General features: G+C 68.7%; 20 protein-coding genes. 15 read left to right on the top strand and 5 right to left on the bottom strand.

Annotation, left to right across the window (positions count from 1 at the left end):
* Positions 1–12 precede the first annotated feature (12 nt).
* Positions 13–561, top strand: a complete 549-nt coding sequence (locus F9K07_RS22065) for a 3-hydroxyanthranilate 3,4-dioxygenase (RefSeq protein ID WP_159595463.1) — start codon at positions 13–15, stop codon at positions 559–561.
* A gap of 9 nt (positions 562–570) precedes the next feature.
* Here the strand turns inward: F9K07_RS22065 and F9K07_RS22060 are convergent, their stop codons facing one another.
* The gene (locus F9K07_RS22060; RefSeq protein ID WP_159595462.1) at positions 571–1,476 is read right to left on the bottom strand and encodes a LysR family transcriptional regulator; all 906 of its coding nucleotides are present in this window, start codon (positions 1,474–1,476) and stop codon (positions 571–573) included.
* Positions 1,477–1,701: 225 nt separating this feature from the next.
* Between F9K07_RS22060 and F9K07_RS22055 the strand changes: the two genes are divergently transcribed.
* The 4 genes from F9K07_RS22055 to F9K07_RS22040 all read left to right on the top strand — a co-directional run bounded on the left by F9K07_RS22055 (position 1,702) and on the right by F9K07_RS22040 (position 5,278).
* On the top strand, positions 1,702–2,328 hold the full coding sequence (locus F9K07_RS22055) for a nuclear transport factor 2 family protein (protein ID WP_159595461.1): 627 nt from the start codon (positions 1,702–1,704) through the stop codon (positions 2,326–2,328).
* Positions 2,325–3,323 carry a Bug family tripartite tricarboxylate transporter substrate binding protein gene (locus tag F9K07_RS22050; RefSeq protein ID WP_236581427.1) on the top strand — a complete coding sequence of 333 codons (999 nt, stop codon included), beginning with the start codon at positions 2,325–2,327 and terminating at the stop codon, positions 3,321–3,323. Before F9K07_RS22055 ends, F9K07_RS22050 begins: the two co-directional genes overlap by 4 nt.
* 62 nt (positions 3,324–3,385) lie before the next feature.
* Positions 3,386–4,720, top strand: coding sequence for an amidohydrolase family protein (locus F9K07_RS22045; RefSeq protein WP_159595460.1), 1,335 nt, complete (start codon positions 3,386–3,388; stop codon positions 4,718–4,720).
* Positions 4,721–4,783: 63 nt separating this feature from the next.
* On the top strand, positions 4,784–5,278 hold the full coding sequence (locus tag F9K07_RS22040; protein ID WP_159595459.1) for a RidA family protein: 495 nt from the start codon (positions 4,784–4,786) through the stop codon (positions 5,276–5,278).
* Positions 5,279–5,307: 29 nt separating this feature from the next.
* On the opposite strand, the gene F9K07_RS22035 is transcribed toward F9K07_RS22040, so the two are convergent.
* Entirely contained in the window at positions 5,308–6,204 is an 897-nt protein-coding gene (locus F9K07_RS22035; protein ID WP_159595458.1) for a LysR family transcriptional regulator, read from the bottom strand.
* Positions 6,205–6,298: 94 nt separating this feature from the next.
* On the opposite strand from F9K07_RS22035, the gene F9K07_RS22030 reads away from it, so the two are divergent.
* From F9K07_RS22030 to F9K07_RS21995, 8 genes are all read left to right on the top strand, one after another.
* Positions 6,299–7,348 carry a porin gene (locus tag F9K07_RS22030; protein WP_159595457.1) on the top strand — a complete coding sequence of 350 codons (1,050 nt, stop codon included), beginning with the start codon at positions 6,299–6,301 and terminating at the stop codon, positions 7,346–7,348.
* Positions 7,349–7,364: 16 nt separating this feature from the next.
* Positions 7,365–8,450, top strand: coding sequence for an amidohydrolase family protein (locus F9K07_RS22025; protein WP_159595456.1), 1,086 nt, complete (start codon positions 7,365–7,367; stop codon positions 8,448–8,450).
* On the top strand, positions 8,447–9,361 hold the full coding sequence (locus F9K07_RS22020; protein ID WP_159595455.1) for a dioxygenase family protein: 915 nt from the start codon (positions 8,447–8,449) through the stop codon (positions 9,359–9,361). The genes F9K07_RS22025 and F9K07_RS22020 overlap by 4 nt, the downstream gene beginning before the upstream one ends.
* A gap of 8 nt (positions 9,362–9,369) precedes the next feature.
* Positions 9,370–10,143 (top strand): SDR family NAD(P)-dependent oxidoreductase, encoded by a 774-nt coding sequence (locus F9K07_RS22015; RefSeq protein WP_159595454.1) that lies wholly within the window; start codon positions 9,370–9,372, stop codon positions 10,141–10,143.
* Positions 10,144–10,159: 16 nt separating this feature from the next.
* Positions 10,160–11,053 (top strand): 3-keto-5-aminohexanoate cleavage protein, encoded by an 894-nt coding sequence (locus F9K07_RS22010; RefSeq protein WP_159595453.1) that lies wholly within the window; start codon positions 10,160–10,162, stop codon positions 11,051–11,053.
* A gap of 26 nt (positions 11,054–11,079) precedes the next feature.
* The gene (locus F9K07_RS22005; RefSeq protein WP_159595452.1) at positions 11,080–12,075 is read left to right on the top strand and encodes a quinone oxidoreductase family protein; all 996 of its coding nucleotides are present in this window, start codon (positions 11,080–11,082) and stop codon (positions 12,073–12,075) included.
* A 14-nt stretch (positions 12,076–12,089) separates the two neighbouring features.
* Positions 12,090–12,452, top strand: a complete 363-nt coding sequence (locus F9K07_RS22000) for a cupin domain-containing protein (protein WP_159595451.1) — start codon at positions 12,090–12,092, stop codon at positions 12,450–12,452.
* A gap of 103 nt (positions 12,453–12,555) precedes the next feature.
* The gene (locus F9K07_RS21995; RefSeq protein ID WP_159595450.1) at positions 12,556–12,963 is read left to right on the top strand and encodes a limonene-1,2-epoxide hydrolase family protein; all 408 of its coding nucleotides are present in this window, start codon (positions 12,556–12,558) and stop codon (positions 12,961–12,963) included.
* Between the two features lie 7 nt (positions 12,964–12,970).
* On the opposite strand, the gene F9K07_RS21990 is transcribed toward F9K07_RS21995, so the two are convergent.
* Positions 12,971–13,948, bottom strand: a complete 978-nt coding sequence (locus tag F9K07_RS21990; RefSeq protein WP_159595449.1) for an NAD(P)H-quinone oxidoreductase — start codon at positions 13,946–13,948, stop codon at positions 12,971–12,973.
* Positions 13,949–14,072: 124 nt separating this feature from the next.
* Here F9K07_RS21990 and F9K07_RS21985 point away from each other — a divergent pair, with 124 nt between their 5' ends.
* Positions 14,073–14,846 carry an IclR family transcriptional regulator gene (locus F9K07_RS21985; RefSeq protein ID WP_159595448.1) on the top strand — a complete coding sequence of 258 codons (774 nt, stop codon included), beginning with the start codon at positions 14,073–14,075 and terminating at the stop codon, positions 14,844–14,846.
* Complete coding sequence (locus F9K07_RS21980; protein ID WP_159595447.1) at positions 14,843–15,613, top strand: IclR family transcriptional regulator; 771 nt, start codon at positions 14,843–14,845, stop codon at positions 15,611–15,613. The genes F9K07_RS21985 and F9K07_RS21980 overlap by 4 nt, the downstream gene beginning before the upstream one ends.
* A gap of 51 nt (positions 15,614–15,664) precedes the next feature.
* Here F9K07_RS21980 and F9K07_RS21975 read toward each other — a convergent pair whose 3' ends face one another.
* Both F9K07_RS21975 and F9K07_RS21970 read right to left on the bottom strand, forming a co-directional pair.
* Complete coding sequence (locus F9K07_RS21975) at positions 15,665–16,648, bottom strand: winged helix-turn-helix transcriptional regulator (protein WP_159595446.1); 984 nt, start codon at positions 16,646–16,648, stop codon at positions 15,665–15,667.
* On the bottom strand, positions 16,648–18,333 hold the full coding sequence (locus tag F9K07_RS21970) for a class I adenylate-forming enzyme family protein (RefSeq protein WP_159595445.1): 1,686 nt from the start codon (positions 18,331–18,333) through the stop codon (positions 16,648–16,650). The genes F9K07_RS21975 and F9K07_RS21970 overlap by 1 nt, the downstream gene beginning before the upstream one ends.
* Positions 18,334–18,412: the final 79 nt, after the last annotated feature.

Genomic DNA, 18,412 nt, shown 5'->3' with positions numbered 1-18,412 from the left:
CAGGAGAACCGCATGCGCCAACCCATCAACTTCGCCCGCTGGATCGACGAGCACCAGCACCTGCTCAAGCCCCCGGTGGGCAATCAGCAGATCTGGAAAGACGCCGACATGATCGTGACCGTGGTGGGCGGTCCCAACCAGCGCACCGACTTTCACGACGACCCCTTCGAGGAGTACTTTCACCAGTTCAAGGGCAACGCCCATCTGCTGATCGCCGACCGAGGCAAGTTTGAACGCGTGGACCTGCGAGAGGGCGACATCTTCCTGCTGCCCGCGCACGTGCGCCACTCGCCGCAGCGGCCGGAGCAGGGCAGCCTGTGCCTGGTGGTGGAAATGCCGCGTCCGAAAGGCACGCGCGATGCGTTCGAGTGGTACTGCGCGTGCTGCGGAGGCCTGGTGCACCGCAGCGAGCTGCAACTCGCCAGCATCGTCGACGACCTGCCGCCGGTGTACCAATCGTTCTACGAATCCGCTCCCGAAGAGCGCACCTGTCCCACGTGTGGCGAGGTGCACCCAGGGCGTGACTGGCAGAGCTGGCACGCGCGGTGCCAGATAGCCTGAAGACGCGCCTCAATCCAGGCCGGCGGCCTGCTTGAAGAAGGCCACGAAGGCCTCGCCCGCGCTGGTGAGCGGGCGCTCCGGTGCGTTCAGCGCGACGATGTCGCGCTCCACCACCGGGTCGATCAGGGGCACTGCGCGAATCCCCACCGCGCGGGTGCGCGTGAGCGCATAGCGCGGCAGTGCCGAGACCGCCAGGCCCGCCTCGACCAACCCCACGGCAGTGGCCACGTTGGCCACCTCGAACGCCGCCTCCACCGGCTCGCCCATTTCCGCCAGCCCACGCGCGGCCAGGTTGCGCAGCCCCGAGCCGGGTTGCATCAAGACCCAGGTTTCACCCACCAGTTCGCTCCAGCGCACCTCGAAGCGCGACGCCAGCGGATGGCTCTCCAGGCACGCCAGCATCAGACGGTCCTGGTGCAGCACGGTGGCCTGCAGATCCAGGGTGTCCACATCGGCGGTGCAGATGCCCAGGTCCGCTTCGCCGGCGCGCACGGCCTGCGCCACCGCGCCCACGGGAAGATCGCGCAAGGTCAGGCGCACCGCGGGAAAACGTTCGCGAAAGAGGACCATCAGCTGCGGCAGCAGCGTGGCGGCCAGCAGCGGTGACGCAGCGATGCGCAAACGCGAGCTGCGCTGCTGCACGAACTCGTGCAGATCGGTGATGGCGCCATCGAGATGGCGGAACACCTGCTCTATGGCCGGCAGCAACTTGTTGCCCTCGTCGGTGAGCACCATGCGCCGCGTCGTGCGCTCGAACAGGCGCACGCCCAACTCGGCTTCCAGACCGCCGATCAGCATGGACAGGGCGGACGCCGTCAGGTGCAGACGTTGTGCCGCGCGGGCCACACTGCCTTCCTCCGCAACGGCATTGAAGGCGCGCAGTTGGCGCAAGGTGACGGCGGAGGTGCGTGACATGGCTTGATCTGATTCAGGGGCTGTGGCGAGCGATCGGCTTTGTGCGGGCATTGTGGCAGCTGAATGCGCGCGGCACGACCGTCCCAAACGATATGAATAACTCATGAATGTATTGATTTATATCGTTTGGCAGATGGCGCAGAAACGCATGAAATACCGCCCAGGCCAGAGCCGAACGCCACTGGCCGAAAAACCACCCAAGCCCACCACACGGAGACATCGTCGATGGAACTACAAGCCCAACACAAGCGCCGCCACCTGCTCGCGGCACTGGCCACCGCATTCACGCTGAACATGGTGGTGCCCCTGCAGGCGCAGGCGCAGCAGGCCAACGCGGCAGAGATCGAGAAGCTGCTGGCCAAGCAGACCATCACCGAACTGATCTACAAGTACCCACGCGCGCTGGACCGGGCCGATCGCGAGATGCTGATGTCGCTCGCCCACCCGGGCGCCAAGATGCGTTTCGGCACGCGCGATTTCCCCAACTGGGAAGCCTACGTGGACTGGCTGATCAAGGCCCACGACGACATGACCGGCAACAACCACCGCATCAGCAACATCCTGATCGAAGTCAACGGCGACCGCGCGGTGAGCGAGTCCACCGGCACCGCCACGCTGCTGGTGCCCAAGGAAGGCAATGCCAGCCTGTACGAAGAGCGCTGGATGCATTCGCGCTACCTCGACACCTGGTCGCGCCGCAACGGCAAATGGGCACTGGACGGACGCCAGACCGTGAGCGACTATCGCCGTGTGCTCGACGTGCCGGCCGAGCTGGTGAAATCGCGCTACCAGGTCATCGGCCACATCGGGCGCAACGACGTTTCCTACAAGCATTTCGAAAGCATCAAGTGAGCCAGTCCGTGTTGCATCCCACACGCCGCGCGGCCCTGGCCGCGCTCGCCCTGGGCGCGGCCAGCCCAACGCTGTTGGCGCAAGTCGCGGCATGGCCATCGCGCACCGTGCGCATCGTGGTGCCCTACGCGGCCGGTGGTGGCGTGGACCTGGTGGCGCGCATGCTGGCCGAACGCCTGCAGCGGCAATGGGGCCAGTCGGTGGTGGTGGAGAACAAGGCCGGCGGTTCCACGGTGATCGGTGCCGTGTCGGTGGCCAAGGCCGCACCCGACGGCCTGAGCCTGCTCCTGACCAGCGAAGCCACCATCACCAGCAACCCGTTCCTGTTCGAGAAGTTGCCGTACGACCCGGTGCGCGAGCTCACACCCATCACCCAGATCGTGAGCCTGCCGCAGATGGTGGTGGCGCATCCGTCGGTGCCGGCCAACAGCATGGCCGAGCTGGTGGCGCTGGGCAAGTCGCGTGCGAATGCGCTGAGCTACGCGTCCTACGGGTCGGGCAGCCTGCCGCATCTGCTGTTCGAATCGTTCAAGGTCAAGACCGGCGCGGACCTCGTGCACGTGCCGTACAAGGGCATTTCGCCGGCGGTGGCCGCTGTCACCGCGGGCGAGGTTCAGCTCACCCTGGCGGGCGTGTCCGGTGCGCTCGCGCTGCTGCGCGCGGGCAAGCTCAAGGCACTGGCCGTGGGCCGCGCCACGCGGTTGAACGAGATGCCCGATGTGCCCACGCTGCGCGAAGCCGGGTTTGCCGAGGTGAATCCAGGCGAATCGTGGTTCGGCTTGTTCGCCACGGGTGGCACGCCCGCCGCCGTGGTGCAAAAGATCCAGCAGGACGTGGCCGCCATCGGCAACGACCCAGGATTTCGCGACAGCGTGCTGCTCGCGCGTGGCTTCGAACCCGAGTTCTCGGCGCCGGCGGCGTTCGCGAAATTCATCGAAGGCGACATGCGCCAGAAGGCGCAGCTGATCCGCATCTCCGGCGCCAAAGCCGAGTAGCCCTTTCCCCGTTCCCCTGTCAGCGACAACGATGCGCCCACGCGTGGCGCAGGAGATTCTTCGTGCCTTCGACACCCCCGTCACCCCGTTCCGGCCTCGACCGGGAGCTCATCGTCCGCGGCGGCCACGTGCTCACCATGGACCCGGCGCTGGGCGATCTGCCCGGTGGCGACGTGCATGTGCGCGACGGTGCCATCGTCGCGGTCGGCTCCGGGCTGGCGGCGAACGGCGTGCCCGAAATCGATGCGCGCGACACCATCGTGCTGCCCGGTTTCGTGGACACGCACTGGCACTTGTGGAATTGCGCGCTGCGTGCCCTGGTGCGCGGTGACGACCCGGAGCACGGCTACTTTCCGGTCACGCTAGGGGCCGGGCCCTTGTTCACCCCCGAGGACAGCTACCGCTCGGTGCGCCTGGGACTGGCCGAGGGCCTGCTCTCGGGCATCACCACGGTGCAGAACTGGGCCCACAACATCCGCACGCCTGCCCATGCCGACGCGGAACTGCGCGCCATGGCCGAGATGGGCCTGCGCGGCCGTTTCGCCTACGGCTGGGGGCAGGACCGGCCGTTGGACCAGGCCATGGATCTGGACGACCTGGCCCGGGTGCAGCGCCAAGGCCTGCCGTCGGACCTGCTCACCCTGGGTGCCGCGCTGCGCACGCCGGTGACCAACCCGCGCGGTGCGGTGCCCATTGCCGTGGTGAGCGAAGAGTTCGCCAGCGTGCGCAGGCTCGGCCTGCCGCTGACCATGCACGCCCGGTTGGGCATCGTGCCGGCGCTTGACGAGCACGGCCTGCTCGGCAAGGACCTGCAGCTCGTGCATCCGCAGGGCATGACGGAAAGCGACTGCGCGCGCATGGCGGCCACCGGCACCACCATTACCTGTTCGCCGACCATCGAAATGCTGTACGCGCAGGCCACACGCGGCGTGATCCAGTTCCAGGAAATGGAAGAGGCCGGCGTGCAGCAGAGCCTGTCGGTCGACAGCTCGGGCGCCTCTGCCAACGCCGACTTCTTCGCCTGCATGCGCGCGCTGCTGTGGTCGCACAAGCAGCGCTTCGGCAGCCGCCAGCCGCTCAGCGCGCGCCGCCTGCTGCGCCTGGCCACGCTGGACGGCGCGCGCGATCTCGGGCTGGACGCGCTCATCGGTTCGCTCACGCCGGGCAAGCGCGCCGACATCCAGATCGTGCGCGCCACCGACCTCAACCTGGCCCCGGTGTTCGACCCGGCCCACGCCCTCGTGTATTCGGCCCAGCCCGCCAACGTGGACACGGTGCTGGTCGATGGCCGCGTGCTGCTGCGCCGCGGCCAGCCGACGCGCTGGGACAGCACCGCCATCGTGCGCGACGCGGCCGACGCCATGCGCTCGCTGGCCCGGCGCTACGCCGAGGCCTGACCCGCTTTTTCAACCCAGGCGGGCCGCAGAGTCCGCCGCACCACCACCCTTGAGGAGACCTTGATGCAACACCGAACCCCCCGCTGGCTGGCCGCTCTGGCCCTGACCGGCGCGCTGCTGCCCCACGCGGGCGCGGCCGACTACCTGGAACATGGCGAGCGCACGAAGGGCCGCTCCTATTCACCCGCCGTGGTCACCGAAGGCGGGCGCACCGTGTGGCTCGCGGGCGAGACCACCACCACCGACCTCAACGGCAAGGACATCAAGGGCGACTTCGAAGCGCAGACGCGCACCATCTTCGCCCTGCTGGAGCAGACCTTGAAGCGCACCGGTGGCAGCCTGAAAGACATCGTGAGCATGACGGCCTACCTGACCGACGCGCGCAACGGCGCCACGTTCTCCAAGGTGCGCACCGAGATGTTTCCCGAGCGCAACTTTCCCGCGAGCGCTCAGATCACGGTGTCCAACCTCGCGGTGCCGGGCATGCTGATCGAGATCCACGCGGTGGCGGTGATCGGCGACACCTGTTCCAAGGCCAAGCCGTGCGTGCCGCGCTGAACGCCAAGGGGGTCACTGTGCGCCAGCACTCAGAGCTGTTTGCAGCGCGCCTCCAGGCAACTGCGAAAGGCGCTCGCGCTCGGCGAGAGCGAGCGCGCGGCGCGCCACACCAGCTCGACCTGTCGGTGGATCACCGGGTCGCTGAGCTCGCGGAAACGCGCGCGGGTCGATCGCACCAGCGCACCCACATAGGCGGGCACCACGGTCGCGCCCAGACCGGCCTCGACCAGGCCGACCGCCGTGCTCAGGTGGCCGACCTCGAAGCGCAGTGCCGTGGGATCGCCTTCGCGCTGCAGCATCGGATCGACCAGGTTGCGAAAGCCGCCGGCCGGAACCAGGCCGATCATGGGCTGGCCTTCGAGATCGGCCCACTTCAGGCGCCGGCGGCGCTGCGCCAGCGGCCAGCCCGCGGGCAGCATCACGCCCAGGCTGTGGCGCAGCAAGGTGGCGCGTTCCAGCGCCACGTCCATCTGCGGGAACACGCCGAAGCCCATGTCCGCGTCGCCGTTCTCCACCAGCCGCACCAACTGGTCGGTGGGCAGGTCGGCGATGCGCACCGTGATCGCGGGGTGCGTGGACTGGAACTGCGCGATCACCTCGGGCAGGAAGTTGGCGGCGAGAAACGGCGTGGTTGCCACCGTCACCCGGCCGCGCCGCTTCTGCACCAGGTCCTGCGTGTTGGCCACCGCATGTTCCACGTCGGCCAGGATGCGTTCGGCGCTGTCGAACAGCTCGCGGCCTGCATCGGTCAGTGCGATCTGGCGCGTGGTGCGGTCCACCAGCGCCAGGCCCAGCTGCGACTCCAGCTCGCGCACCAGCAGGCTGGTGGCCGACTGTGTGAGATGCAGCTTGCGCGCCGCCGCGGTGAAGCCGCTGCTGTGCACCACTTCCACGAAAGCGCGCAATTGGCGCAAGGTGATGTTCATTGGCATTTCGAATCAATGTTGAGCATTCATTCTATTTGCCATTGATGTGCCAGCGCGCCCGTTTCCCTTTCACATCCCATCAGAAGACACCTCCATGAAAAAAACCTGCTTCAACGTCTCCTTCACCTTGGCCCTCGCAGCGCTCGGCACCTGCGGCGGCGCTGCCGCGCAATCGCAAGTCACGCTGTTCGGCGTGGTCGACCTCGGCGTCGCGCGCGTCTCGCACGGCGATGCGGGCATGACCGCCATGAGCTACAGCGGCAACACCCATACGCGCTTTGGCCTGCGCGGCACCGAAGACCTGGGCGGTGGCCTGTCCGCGGGCTTCTGGCTGGAAAGCACGGTCGCTGCCGACACCGGCATCTCGCCCGGTGGCTTCCAGCGCCGCTCCACCGTCAGCCTCATGGGCAATTGGGGCGAGCTGCGGCTGGGCCGCGACATGGCCGCTACCAACCTGAACCCCTCGTGGTTCGATCCGTTCGGCGGCACTGGTATCGGCCAGCCGACCGTGTACAGCATGCTGGGCTCGCCCATCCGCGTGAGCAACGCCTTGACCTACCTGCTGCCACGCCAACTCGGCGGCTGGTATGGCCAGGCGCAGGTCGCGCTGGGCGAGGAGCCCGCCGGCAGCGCAAACGCCTCGAACAACAACAACTACGTCGGCGCGCGCCTGGGTTATGCCGACAAGGCCTTGAACGTGGCCGGCGCCGTGGGCCGGCGCAACACGGGGACCGCCATCGTGCCGGCGCAGGTCAAGGCCACCAACCTGGCCGTGTCTTATAGCTTCGGTTCGATCACGCCCATGGCCTTCTGGGCCCGCGAGACCGACACGCGCGGCGCGCGCATCGACGCCCTGTTGATCGGCGCGACGTTGCGCCAGGGCGCGGGCGAATGGCGCGCGGCCTACAGCCGCTACAACCGCGCGAGCAGCGCCGACGATTGGAGCAAGCTCGCACTGGGCTATGTGCACCACCTCTCCAAGCGCACGGCGGTCTACGGCACCTACGCGCTCGTCAGCAACCGGGGCGCCTCGGCGCAGCAGGTCAGCAGCACCGGCTTGCCCAACTGGCCCGCATCGCCGCTGCCGGCCCAGGCCGGCGCGAACGCCAACGGCATTGAATTCGGCATCCGCCACAGCTTCTGAACCGGGAGGCATGCACATGGACCACACCCCACAAACACCGTCCGACGGCAAGGCCTGCGCACCTTCGCGCCGCGGCTTCCTGGGCCTGTTCGGCTCGCTTGGCACCCTGGGGGCGCTGGGCGCGGGTGCGCTCGTGCCCGAAGGCCGGCCACTGGCCCAGACCCTGGCAGGCAAAGGCTCGCGCATCGACTTTCACCACCACTTCTTCTCGCCCGAGTGGGTCAAGCTGGTGGAGCGTCAGCACCTCAAGCAACCCGTGCTCGGCTTCGACCAGTTCAAGAGCTGGACGGTGGAGAAAGACCTCGAAGCCATGGACCGTGGCGGCGTGGAGAAGGCCTTTCTGTCCGTCACGCAGCCGGGCGTGTGGTTCGGCGACGTGGCCGAATCGCGACGCGCCGCGCGCGAGCTCAACGAGTTTGCCGCGCGCATGAAGGCCGACCACCCGGGCCGTTACGGCCATTTCGCGGTGCTGCCCTTGCCCGACGTGGAAGGCAGCCTGCGCGAAATCGAATACGCCTTCGACGTGCTCAAGGCCGACGGCGTGGGCCTGCTCTCGAGCTACGACGACAAGTGGCTGGGCGACAAGTCCTTCGCGCCGGTGTGGGCCGAGCTCAACCGGCGCAAGGCGGTGGTCTACACCCACGCAACCGCGCCCAACTGCTGCGCCTGGAACTTCCAGCCCGGCATCCTGCCCACCTTCGTGGAACTGGGCTCGGACCTGGCGCGCGCCATGGTGAGCCTGATCCACGGCGGTACCGCCAAGGCCACGCCCGATGTGCGCTACATCTGGTCGCACGGCGGCGGCAGCATCTGGGCGCAGCGTTTTCTGGTGGGCGAAACGGCCGAGTCGCTCGCGCGCGTGGCACCGCCCGATTCGCGGTTGCACCACTTCCGCCGCTTCTACTACGACACGGCAGCGGCCGCCGACGCGGTGCACATGGGCATCCTGAAGATGATCGTGCCCACCTCGCAGATCGTGTTTGGCTCCGACTTCCCCTGGGTCGAGCCGGCCAAGATTGCCGAGGGCCTGGAGAAATCGGGCCTGAGCGCCAGCGAGCTGCAGGCCATCTACCGCGACAACGCCAAGGCGTTGATGCGATGACGGGCGCGAATACCATGCACACGCACGATCTCCCCTCTGCCGGGCTGTCGGCCTCCGACCCCGCCGAGCTGCTGGCCGCGGTGCTGCGGGCCAACGCCGGTACCTCGAATGCGCGCTTGAAGCAGGTCATGGATGCGCTGATCCGCCACGTCCACGCCTTCGCGCTCGACGTGGATCTGACGCCGGCCGAACTCGACCTGGCGCTGGACTTTCTGGTGCGCATCGGCCAGGCCAGCGGGCCGCGCAAGAACGAGGGCATCTTGCTGGCCGACATCCTGGGCCTGGCCACGCTGGTGCAGCTGCGCGGCGCGCGCGAGGCGCTGGCCCGGGGCGGCACCGAGCCCGCCCTGGTCGGGCCGTTCTGGCGCGCGCACCAGCCGGTGCGCGCGCACGGCGAGAGCGTCGCCACTGCCGACACGCCTGGCGCGCCGCTGCTCGTGAAGGGCCGTGTGTGCTCGCTCGATGGATCTCCGCTGGTGGGCGCCCGGGTGGAGACCTGGCAGGCCTCGCCCCAGGGGCTCTACGAGAACCAGGACCCCGAGCAGGAAGACATGAACCTGCGCGGTGTGTTCCTCACCGACGCGCAAGGCAGGTTCCACTTCCGCAGCGTGCGGCCCGCCGGCTACCCGGTGCCGGTGGATGGCCCTTGCGGCGAACTGCTGGCGGCACAAGGGCGCGGCGTCATGCGCCCGGCCCATCTGCATTTCATCGTCGTGGCCGACGGCCACAAGGTGCTGGCCACGCAGTACTTCGACATCGAAGACCCACACGCCCACGAGGACGTGGTGTTCGGCGCCGTGGGCTCGCTGCTGCGCCGCTTCGAACCCGATGGCCATGGCGGCTTCGGCCTGGACATCGAGTTGCGTCTGGAGCCGGGCGAACCCCATCTTCCCCATTGCCCTTTGCCTTGAAGAAACACATGCAAGACGAACGAAGTTTCGCGCCGCGCGAGCGGCTGGACGGTGAGATCGCCGTCATCACCGGCGGCACCGGCGCCATCGGCCTGGCCACGGCAGAGCGCCTGGCGGCGCTGGGCGCGCGGGTGGTGTTGCTGCAGCGCAGTGCGCCCGCGGCCGCCGCGCCGGCGTTGGTGCGATTGGCGGGAAGCGGTCACTGCGCCCTGCAAGCCAACGTGACCGACAGCGACGCCTTGCGCCGCGCCGCTCAGGCCGTCGAACAAGAAGTGGGCCGGGCCACGGTGCTGGTCAACTGCGCCGGCTTCACGCGTCCGGTGCCTGCGGCCGACCTCGACGGGCTCGACGACGCGCTGATCGACAGCATCTTCGCCACCCACTGGCGCGGCAGCTTCGCAGCGGTGCGTGCCTTCGCACCCCAGATGAAGGCGGCGGGCGATGCCGTGGTGGTCAATGTGTCGTCCATTGCTGCTTTCACCGGCCTGGGCAGCAACCTCGCATATGCCGCCGCCAAGGCTGGCACCGATGCGCTCACGCGTGCGCTGGCCAAGACCTTGGCGCCGCAGATCCGCTGCCTCGCAGTGTCCCCGGGCGTGGTCGACACGCCGTTCGTGGCCGGGCGCGATGCCGCCTTCAACGAACGCGTCGGGGCCACGCTGCCCCTGAAACGCGTGGGGGTGGCCGACGACGTGGCCGCCGCCATCGTGGCCTGCTGCACCGCGTTGCGTTACGCCACCGGCAGCGTGATCGTTGCCGACGGCGGACGCCATCTGGGTTGAACAGATTCTTTTTCCTATGGAACAGACCACCATCCTCACCTGTGCCGTCACCGGCAACCTCACGCGGCCGGACCAGACGCCACACCTGCCGGTCACACCGGCGCAGATCAGCGACGCCTGCCTGGAAGCGGCCGATGCCGGCGCTGCGGCCGTGCACATCCACGTGCGCGATCCCGCCACCGGCGCGCCGTCTATGGATGTCGATCTCTACGCCCGTGTGGTCGACACCCTGCGCCGCGAGCGGCCCGAGCTCATCATCAACCTCACCACCGGACCCGGCGGGCGCTTCGTGCCCAGCGCCGACGAGCCCCGCGTGGCCGGCCCCGGCACGTCGTTGCTGCCGCCCGAGCAGCGCGTGGCCCACATCGCCGCGCTCAGGCCCGATGTGTGCTCGCTCGACCTCAACACCATGAACTCGGGCGAGCAGGTGGTGATGAACACGCCGGCCAACGTGCGCCGCATGGCCGCCGTGATCCGCGCGCATGGCGTGGTGCCTGAGCTGGAATGCTTCGACACCGGCGACCTCGTGCTGGCGCAGACGCTGATCGCCGACGGCACCTTGCAGGGCCCTGGCCTCTACACCTTCGTGATGGGTGTGCGGTATGCGTTGCCGTTCGCGCCGGGTGCGATGGCGCTGGCGCGTTCGCTGATCGCGCCCCAGGCGTGCTGGTCGGCCTTCGCGGTGGGTCGGCATGCCTTTCCCGCCGTGGCCCAGGCGCACCTGCTCGGTGGCAACGTGCGCATCGGGCTCGAAGACACGATCTACCTCGACAAGGGTGTGCTCGCGCGCAGCAACGCGGAGTTGGTGCGCAAGGCGCGCCGCATCGTCGAGGACCTCGGCGGGCAACTCGCCACGCCAGGGCAGGCGCGCGAGCGCTGGGGATTGCGCGTCAACAACGCGCTGCACTGATTTCTTTCCCGCCAAGGATTTTCAACATGACCTCTTCCATTCCCTCGCGCGCGCTGCGCGTGGTGCACAAAGCGGCTTCACCTGAAGCGCTCCAATTGCAACTGCAAACCCAGGAAGCTCCCGAGGCACTGCCCGGACATGCGGTGGTCGAAGTGCTGGCCACCGCCGTCAACCCCAGCGACGTCAAGGCCGCGCTCGGTTTGATGCCCCAGGCGATCTGGCCACGCACACCCGGGCGCGACTTCGCCGCGCGCGTGGTGTCCGGGCCCGCCGAATGGATCGGTGCCGAGGTCTGGGGCACGGGCGGTGACCTGGGCATTACCCGCGACGGCAGCCACGCGCGCTACCTGGTGCTGCCGGTGGCGGCGCTGGTGCGCAAGCCCGGGCGCGTGCCGATGGCAGCGGCCGGCACCGTGGGTGTCCCCTTCATCACCGCCTTCGAAGGCTTGCGCCGCGCGGGCCTGCGCGGCGAGGGCCAGACGGTGGCGGTGCTGGGTGCGAACGGAAAGGTGGGGCAGGCCGCGGTCCAGCTGGCCACCCGCGCCGGTGCGCGCGTGATCGCCGTCGAGCGCGGCGCGCGCGGCTACGGCGGCCACAGCAGCCAGCCGGTGCTGGCACTGGATGGCACGCGCGCCGACCTGGGCGAGGCCTTGCTGGCGGCCACGGACGGCCGCGGCGTGGACATCGCCTACAACAGCGTGGGTTCGCCTTACTTCGCCGCTGCGCTGCAGGGCCTGGCCGTCGGTGGCACGCAGATCCTCATTTCCACCATCGAACGCACGGTGCCGTTCGACATCCTGATGTTCTACCGCCGCAACCTGCACCTGCTCGGCGTGGACAGCCTCAAGCTGAGCGTGGTGGATTGCGCGGCCATCCTCAAGGCGCTGGCCCCGGGATTCGACGACGGCTCGCTGCGGGCGTTCGATGTCGATGCCGATAGCCTGGTGCCGCTGGACCAGGCGACAGACGCCTACCAGCGCGTGATCGCGGGGTCTTCCGCGCGCGTGGTGCTCGCGCCCTGAACCTGGAGACCGGCATGCACCTGGTTCGACACGCCGAAGCGCCTGCCTACGATGCGCCGGGACACGAAGGCTTTGAGATGCGGCGTCTGCAGGGCCGCGAGGCCGGGCCGGGCGACGCGGCCTGGATCGGCCTGTCCCTCGTGGCCCCCGGGGGGCGCACGACGCTCACCGCGTCGGCAGCGGAGAAGTTCTACGTGGTGATCGACGGCACGTTGGAGATCACCGGCTGCTTGCCCGACGGCGTTTCGCGCACCGAGGTGCTGCGCGCGCTCGACAGTTGCCGCATTGCGCCCGGCGAAGCGCGGATGCTGGTCAACCACGGCAACGCCCCGGCGCGGGTGCTGCTGGTGATGGCCGAACCGCCGCGCCCGGTCTGAATTCCCATCCATTGGGAATGCCCTGGAAAAGGCGTTGACCGGCCGGGCGCGGCCGGTCTACCGTAGCACCTGTTCCATCCATTTCATGAAGGGTCTCGAGGCTATGGCATCCACACTCACCGACGAACAGAAAATCGCCACCTTCCGCAAGATGGCCGACGCCTGGGAGAAGAAGGACTGGCGCACCTGCGCCGACCTGCTCACCGAGGACGGCGCCATCCATTCCATGATGAAGGACGAGCCCACCCGGGGCCGCGAGGCGTTCTACCAGCGCATGCTCATGCTGACCTCGCCGGACAAGCAGGTCAAGCTGCACATCGACCGCATCGGTGTGGTGGCGGGCGCGGTGGTGTGCGAGCGACGCGACGAAGTCATCGTCGACGGCGTGAGCAACTCCGTGCCCGTCGTCGGCATCCTGGAGTTCGACGGCCCGCTGATCTCGCTCTGGCGCGAGTACTACGACCGCAACCAGCTATTGGCCGCTCAAGGCAAAACGGCACCGAAGAGCTGAGTCGGTTTCAGTCCACCGTCAGCACGATCTTGCCGATGTGCTGGCTGGACTCCATCAGCGCGTGCGCGCGCCACGCTTCTTCCAGCGGGAAGGTGCTGTGCACCACCGGCCGCACAGTACCCGCCTCGATCAGGGGCCAGACCTTCTCGCGCAGCTGCCGCGCGATCTCGGCCTTGAATTCGATGGAGCGCGGTCGCAAGGCGGAGCCGGTGATCACCAGGCGCTTGAACACCACGTCGCCCAGCGGCACGGCGGCTTGCGCGCCGCGCAGGAAGGCCAGCATCACCAGGCGGCCGTCGGGCGCGAGCACCTGGATCTGGCGTGGCACATAGTCGCCGCCCACCATGTCGAGCACCACGTCCACGCCACGGCCTTGCGTGGCTTCCTGCACCACCTCCACGAAGTCCTGCTGCGTGTAGTTGATCGCGTGCGCGCCCAAGGCTTCGCAGGCCTTGCACTTGGCCTCGCTGCCCGCCGTGGCGAACACTTTGTGGCCCAGGGCGTGCGCGAGCTGGATGGCCGTCACCCCGATGCCGCTGGAGCCGCCTTGCACCAGCACGCTCTCGCCCGGTTTGAGGCCGTGCGGGCCGAACAGGTTGCTCCACACGGTGAAGAAGGTCTCGGGCAGCGACGCCGCTTCGGTCATCGACAGGCCGGCGGGCACCGGCAGGCAGTGGTCGGCCGGCGTGGCGCAGAAACCCGCGTAGCCCCCGCCCGGGGTCAGGGCACACACCGCGTCGCCCACTTTCCATTGGCTCACGCCTTCGCCGAGCGCGGCGATGGTGCCGGCCACTTCCAGGCCCGGCAGGTCGGACGCGCCCGGTGGCGGGTTGTAGCGGCCGGCGCGCTGGCCCACGTCGGGCCGGTTCACACCCGCAGCCGCCACCTGGATCAGCACCTCGCCCGCGCGCAGTGTGGGGACGGGCCGCTCGGCGGGGACCAGCACCTCAGGTCCACCGGGTTGGGAAATTTCGATTGCTTTCATCGTGTGCCCTTGAAAAGAAAAGAGACCACGCACCAGACTCGGCCGGTCGCGCGCGACATTCGGAGTGCCATTGAACTGGTCCACAATTGCCTCCGCAACTGGTTCCGCAAGTCTTTCCCAATCCATGAGAAACGTCGACCCCCTGAGTGGCACGCGCAGCGCCGGCAAGGCCATGGCCTTGCTGCGGCACGTCGGGGCGCACCACCCGCAGGGCATCCGGCTCACCGAGCTCATGGCCTGCTCCGGCCAGGACCGTTCCACCGCGCACCGCCTGCTGGCCTGCCTGGAGGAATACGGTCTCGTCGAGCGTGCCGCGCCTTCGAAGGCGTACCGGCTCGGGATGGCTTCGCTGGAAATGGGCTGGGTGTCGGCCGGCATGTCGCCGGTGGTGGAACGCTTCCAGCCCTTGATGCGCCGCCTCGCGCGCCAGACCGGTGACACGGTGTTTCTGATGGTGCGCACCGGCGACCATGCCTTGTGCCTGCACCGCGAGGAAGGCGGACCGGTGGTGAAGGCCTTGGCGGTGCAGGTCGGCCAGCAGGTGCTGCTGGGGCGCAGCCTTGCGGGCCTGGCGATGCTGGCGCAGCTGGAAGAGGCCGAGTTGGCCGCGTCGCACCAACGCCAGTTGACCGCATACGAACGCGTGGCCATGCCGTTCGGCGTGCTGCACAAGGCGTGGCGGCAGGCGCGCAGCGCGGGCTTTGCCGACCGGCAGGACCACCGCCAGACCTTGTTGCGCGGCGTCGGCGGCGCGGTTCACCTCTCGGCCAACAGCCTGGTCGGCATGAGCATCGTGGCCCTGGACGCGCGCATGCCGCCAGAGCGCCGCCACGAACTCGGCACGCTGCTGGCGCACGAACTGGGGCCGCACGCCTGGCCCGGGGAGCGCAAGGAATGACCCGGCGCGTGATGGGCGCGCGCAGCGCCGGCAAGGCTTTGGAGCTGTTGCGCCTGGTGGCGCGCCACCATCCCCAAGGGCTGCGCCTGACGGACGCGATCGTGCTCAGTGGCCTGGACCGCTCCACCGTGCACCGCCAGCTTGCGTGCCTGATCGAAGAAGGTTTCGTGGACCGCGCGCCCGACAGCAAGCGCTACCGCCTGGGCATCGAAGCCATGCAACTGGGTGTGGCACCCTCGGCCAGCGCACACCTGGTGCAACGCTTCCGGCCCTTGATGGAAGACGTGGCGCGGCAGTCGGGCGACACCGTGTTCCTCATGGTGCGCAGCGGCGACCATGCGCTGTGCCTGCACCGCGAAGAGGCACACCAACCGGAAGAGGCCTTGATCGTCGCGCCGGGCATTCGGCGCGTGCTGGGCGTGAGCGCGGTGGGCATGGGCGTATTGGCGCGCTGGTCCGACGATGACATCGCCACCACCTACGACCGCCACCAGGCGGAATACCGGACTGCCGGCATTTCGCTGGCGTGGCTGCACGATGGCGTGGCGCAAACGCGCTCGCTGGGCTATGCGCAGGCGTCGGACCACCGAACCGGCGAAGCGCGTGGCGTGGGCTGCGCGGTGCGTCTGTCCGACACGGGTTTCGTCGGCGTGAGCGTGGCCGCGCGCAATGTGCGCATGTCGCGTGCGCGGCAGCGCGAGTTGGGTGGTGTGCTGGTGACGGCTTTGCGGGGCTTTGAGTGTGGGGCGTTGTCGCTTGAAGTGTGACGACCGTCCGCACGCCGTGGCAGCAGTCTCGGTCTATTCGTGCTCTGGCCTTCAGATGTTCTTCTTCCTTCGTCGGCGCGCACGCTCCAGTTCTTTGCCGCTGACCAGGCGCACCGCCACATCGTGTGGCGTGAGCGGTTGTGCGCACACGTCGCAGCGCACTTCCGTGCGGCAGTCCGCGCCGCAGCCCATGTGGTGCATGCGAAAACGAATGCCATCCTTGCCGCTGAGCCAGCGGTCGGCCCATTGCGTGAGGCCCAGCACCACGGGGTAGAGCGCACGGCCCTTGTCGGTCAGCGTGTATTCGAAGCGCTCCGAGTGTTCGCCTTGCCGTTCGCGCGCGATAAGTCCGTCTTCCACCATGCGCTTGAGCCGCAGCGCGAGGATGTTGGTGGACACGCCCACCTCCGTGCGCAGCGCTTCGTAGCGGCGGATGCCCTGGAACAGCGCCACGGTCAGGGCCAGCGTCCAGCGGTCGCCGATCAGGTCGAACGCGCCGCCCGCGTACTTCGGGCGCGCATCGCTCGCGCTGCTTTCGGCGCGGCGCGAGGTGAGGCCCGCCAGGTAGTTGTGGTCGTCCAGCCCAGGCCCGGCGCGCCAGCGCACGGCTTCGGGTTCGAGCGGTGCGGCGCAGCAGTCGCACACGAATTGCGGCGTGGTCTCGGCTTCGCAACTGCGGTGCACCAGCACGGGGAAGCGGCCGTCGTCGGCAACGGATGCGATCTCGTGCCAATCGCGTTCCCACCGCCACACGGCCAAGGCCCAGGCGTGCAGGCCCAGGCCCTTGTCGGTGAGCCGGTATTCCAGGCGGTCGCCGTTGCCGTCGATGGGACGCTGGCGCAGCACGCCCACCTCGACCATGTGGCGCAGGCGGTTGGCGAGCACGCTGGGCGTGAAGCCGGCGCTGCGTTCCCAGTCCTGGAAGCGGCGGTTGCCCCGGAAGGCGCCCAGGATCACCAGAAACCCCCAGCGGTCGGCGGCCAGTTCGGCGAAGGCGCGCGCGAAGGCGCTGGAGCAGATGCCGGCGGGAACCATCAGCAGGCGATCTCCTGGCGCAGTTCGCGCTTGAGCACCTTGCCCATGGGGTTGCGCGGCAGCGCCTCGCGCAGCACCACGCGCTCGGGCCATTTGAAGCGGGCCAGGCCGGCGTGGCTGAGGTGCTGCTGGAGGTTGGCCAGGTCGGGCGTCGCACCGGGCGCGGGCACCACCACGGCACACACGCGCTCGCCCAGGATGGCGTCGGGGTAGCCCACCACCGCCGCGTCGCGCACCTGCGGGTGCGTGAGGATCAGTGCCTCGAGTTCGGCGGGCGCGATGTTGATGCCGCCGCGAATGATCAGATCTTTGAGCCGTTCCACGAAGCGATAGTAAGCGAGCGCACCACTCGCGTCGGGCGCGATCTCGAACATGTCGCCGGTGCGGAACCAGCCTTGTGCGTCGAAGGCCGTCGCGTTCAGGTCGGGCCGGCCGTAGTAGCCCGAGAACACGCTGGGTCCGCGCACGCGCAGCTCGCCCGCAATGCCCGCTTCGGTGATCTCGCGCTCGGTGAGCGGGTCCACCAGCCGCGTGACCATGCGTTGCGCCAGGCGCGATTGCCAGCGCGGGTCGTGGCCGAGGCGGGGGAACAGCACGGCGCGCTCGCGCGGGTCGGGCACGTCGCGCGCGGTGGCGTGCATCGACAGGCCCTCGCTGCAGCCAAAGGAGTTGACGATCTCGATGCCCAGGCGCGCCTGGTACTGCTCGATCATCCAGGGTGACAGGGGGGCGGAGCCCGAGAACACGCAGCGCAGCGAGCGCAGGTCGTAGCGCGTGAGCAGCGCTTCGTCCTGCAGCACGCTGTTGAGCAGCGAGGGGCCGAGCACGGTGAAGTTCACGCGTTCGTCCTGGATCTGTCGCAGGCACAGTTCGATGTCCAGCGGGTGGTGCAACACCAGCGTGCCGGCGACCGTGAGCCAGGTGGTGAGCGAGGAGGCGATGCCACCCATGTTGACCATCGGGAACGGGCACAGCACGCGGTCGCCATCGACCAGGCCGGCCACTTCGGCCAGGCCTTCGCCGCTGAGCAGCCAGTTGTTGTGCGTGCGCGGCACGCCCTTGGCCTGGGCCACGGTGCCCGAGGTCCAGCACAGCGTGCAGACATCGTTGCCGCCCACGTTCGAGGCCGGCAGCGGCGCGGCCGGCAGGCGCGCCAGCGCAGTGCCACCCGCCACCTCGCCCGGGCTGCCCACGTGCAGCAACGGCACGCCCGGGCGCAGAGAGCGCGCCGTCTCGAACAACGCATCGGCCAGGGGCGCGCCTTTGAAGGTGGCGGTGGAGACGACGGCGCGCACCGCGTCGCCCAGCGTCGCGAACACCTCGCGCATTTCGTGTTCGCGGTATTGCACGGGCATGGGGCTGGCGATGGCGCCCAGCGTGGCGCATGCGAGGTACATCACTGGCAGTTCGAGGATGTTGGGCAACTGCAGCACCACCACATCGTCGGCCCGCACACCCACACCCCAGAGGCGCGCGGCGGTCTCGCGCACCTCGCGCGCCAGCGTGGCGTAGTCCAGCCGCCGTGGCGCCGTGCCCACCAGGGCCTCGCGGTTCGGCGCGTCGACGATCGCCAGGCGAGTGGGATGCGCCTGGGCGTGGGCGAAAAACACATCGGCCAGCGTGCGTTCGCGCCACCAGCCGGCGTGCTCGAAAGCCTCGATCTGATCGGCGAGGTACAGGATCATGGGGTTTTGGTTTGGGGTTGATAGCTTTCCTAATGAAAGTATATGGGCGCCTTTGAAATACCGAATCACTCGCCATATT

The organism is Hydrogenophaga sp. BPS33 (assembly GCF_009859475.1).
Lineage (GTDB): Bacteria > Pseudomonadota > Gammaproteobacteria > Burkholderiales > Burkholderiaceae_C > Hydrogenophaga.
Note: the sequence above shows the minus strand (reverse complement) of the source record. Positions and strands in the feature narration are given on the sequence as shown.

Bases quoted from the DNA above. Each gene is read 5' to 3' on its own strand.
- F9K07_RS22025 (WP_159595456.1), top strand. From the start codon at position 7,365: ATGGACCACACCCCACAAACACCGTCCGACGGCAAGGCCTGCGCACCT.
- F9K07_RS22060 (WP_159595462.1), bottom strand. From the start codon at position 1,476: ATGTCACGCACCTCCGCCGTCACCTTGCGCCAACTGCGCGCCTTCAAT.
- F9K07_RS22020 (WP_159595455.1), top strand. From the start codon at position 8,447: ATGACGGGCGCGAATACCATGCACACGCACGATCTCCCCTCTGCCGGG.
- F9K07_RS22030 (WP_159595457.1), top strand. From the start codon at position 6,299: ATGAAAAAAACCTGCTTCAACGTCTCCTTCACCTTGGCCCTCGCAGCG.
- F9K07_RS22010 (WP_159595453.1), top strand. From the start codon at position 10,160: ATGGAACAGACCACCATCCTCACCTGTGCCGTCACCGGCAACCTCACG.
- F9K07_RS22035 (WP_159595458.1), bottom strand. From the start codon at position 6,204: ATGAACATCACCTTGCGCCAATTGCGCGCTTTCGTGGAAGTGGTGCAC.
- F9K07_RS22040 (WP_159595459.1), top strand. From the start codon at position 4,784: ATGCAACACCGAACCCCCCGCTGGCTGGCCGCTCTGGCCCTGACCGGC.
- F9K07_RS21985 (WP_159595448.1), top strand. From the start codon at position 14,073: ATGAGAAACGTCGACCCCCTGAGTGGCACGCGCAGCGCCGGCAAGGCC.
- F9K07_RS22055 (WP_159595461.1), top strand. From the start codon at position 1,702: ATGGAACTACAAGCCCAACACAAGCGCCGCCACCTGCTCGCGGCACTG.
- F9K07_RS22015 (WP_159595454.1), top strand. From the start codon at position 9,370: ATGCAAGACGAACGAAGTTTCGCGCCGCGCGAGCGGCTGGACGGTGAG.
- F9K07_RS21980 (WP_159595447.1), top strand. From the start codon at position 14,843: ATGACCCGGCGCGTGATGGGCGCGCGCAGCGCCGGCAAGGCTTTGGAG.
- F9K07_RS22005 (WP_159595452.1), top strand. From the start codon at position 11,080: ATGACCTCTTCCATTCCCTCGCGCGCGCTGCGCGTGGTGCACAAAGCG.
- F9K07_RS21990 (WP_159595449.1), bottom strand. From the start codon at position 13,948: ATGAAAGCAATCGAAATTTCCCAACCCGGTGGACCTGAGGTGCTGGTC.
- F9K07_RS22000 (WP_159595451.1), top strand. From the start codon at position 12,090: ATGCACCTGGTTCGACACGCCGAAGCGCCTGCCTACGATGCGCCGGGA.
- F9K07_RS21970 (WP_159595445.1), bottom strand. From the start codon at position 18,333: ATGATCCTGTACCTCGCCGATCAGATCGAGGCTTTCGAGCACGCCGGC.
- F9K07_RS22065 (WP_159595463.1), top strand. From the start codon at position 13: ATGCGCCAACCCATCAACTTCGCCCGCTGGATCGACGAGCACCAGCAC.
- F9K07_RS21975 (WP_159595446.1), bottom strand. From the start codon at position 16,648: ATGGTTCCCGCCGGCATCTGCTCCAGCGCCTTCGCGCGCGCCTTCGCC.
- F9K07_RS21995 (WP_159595450.1), top strand. From the start codon at position 12,556: ATGGCATCCACACTCACCGACGAACAGAAAATCGCCACCTTCCGCAAG.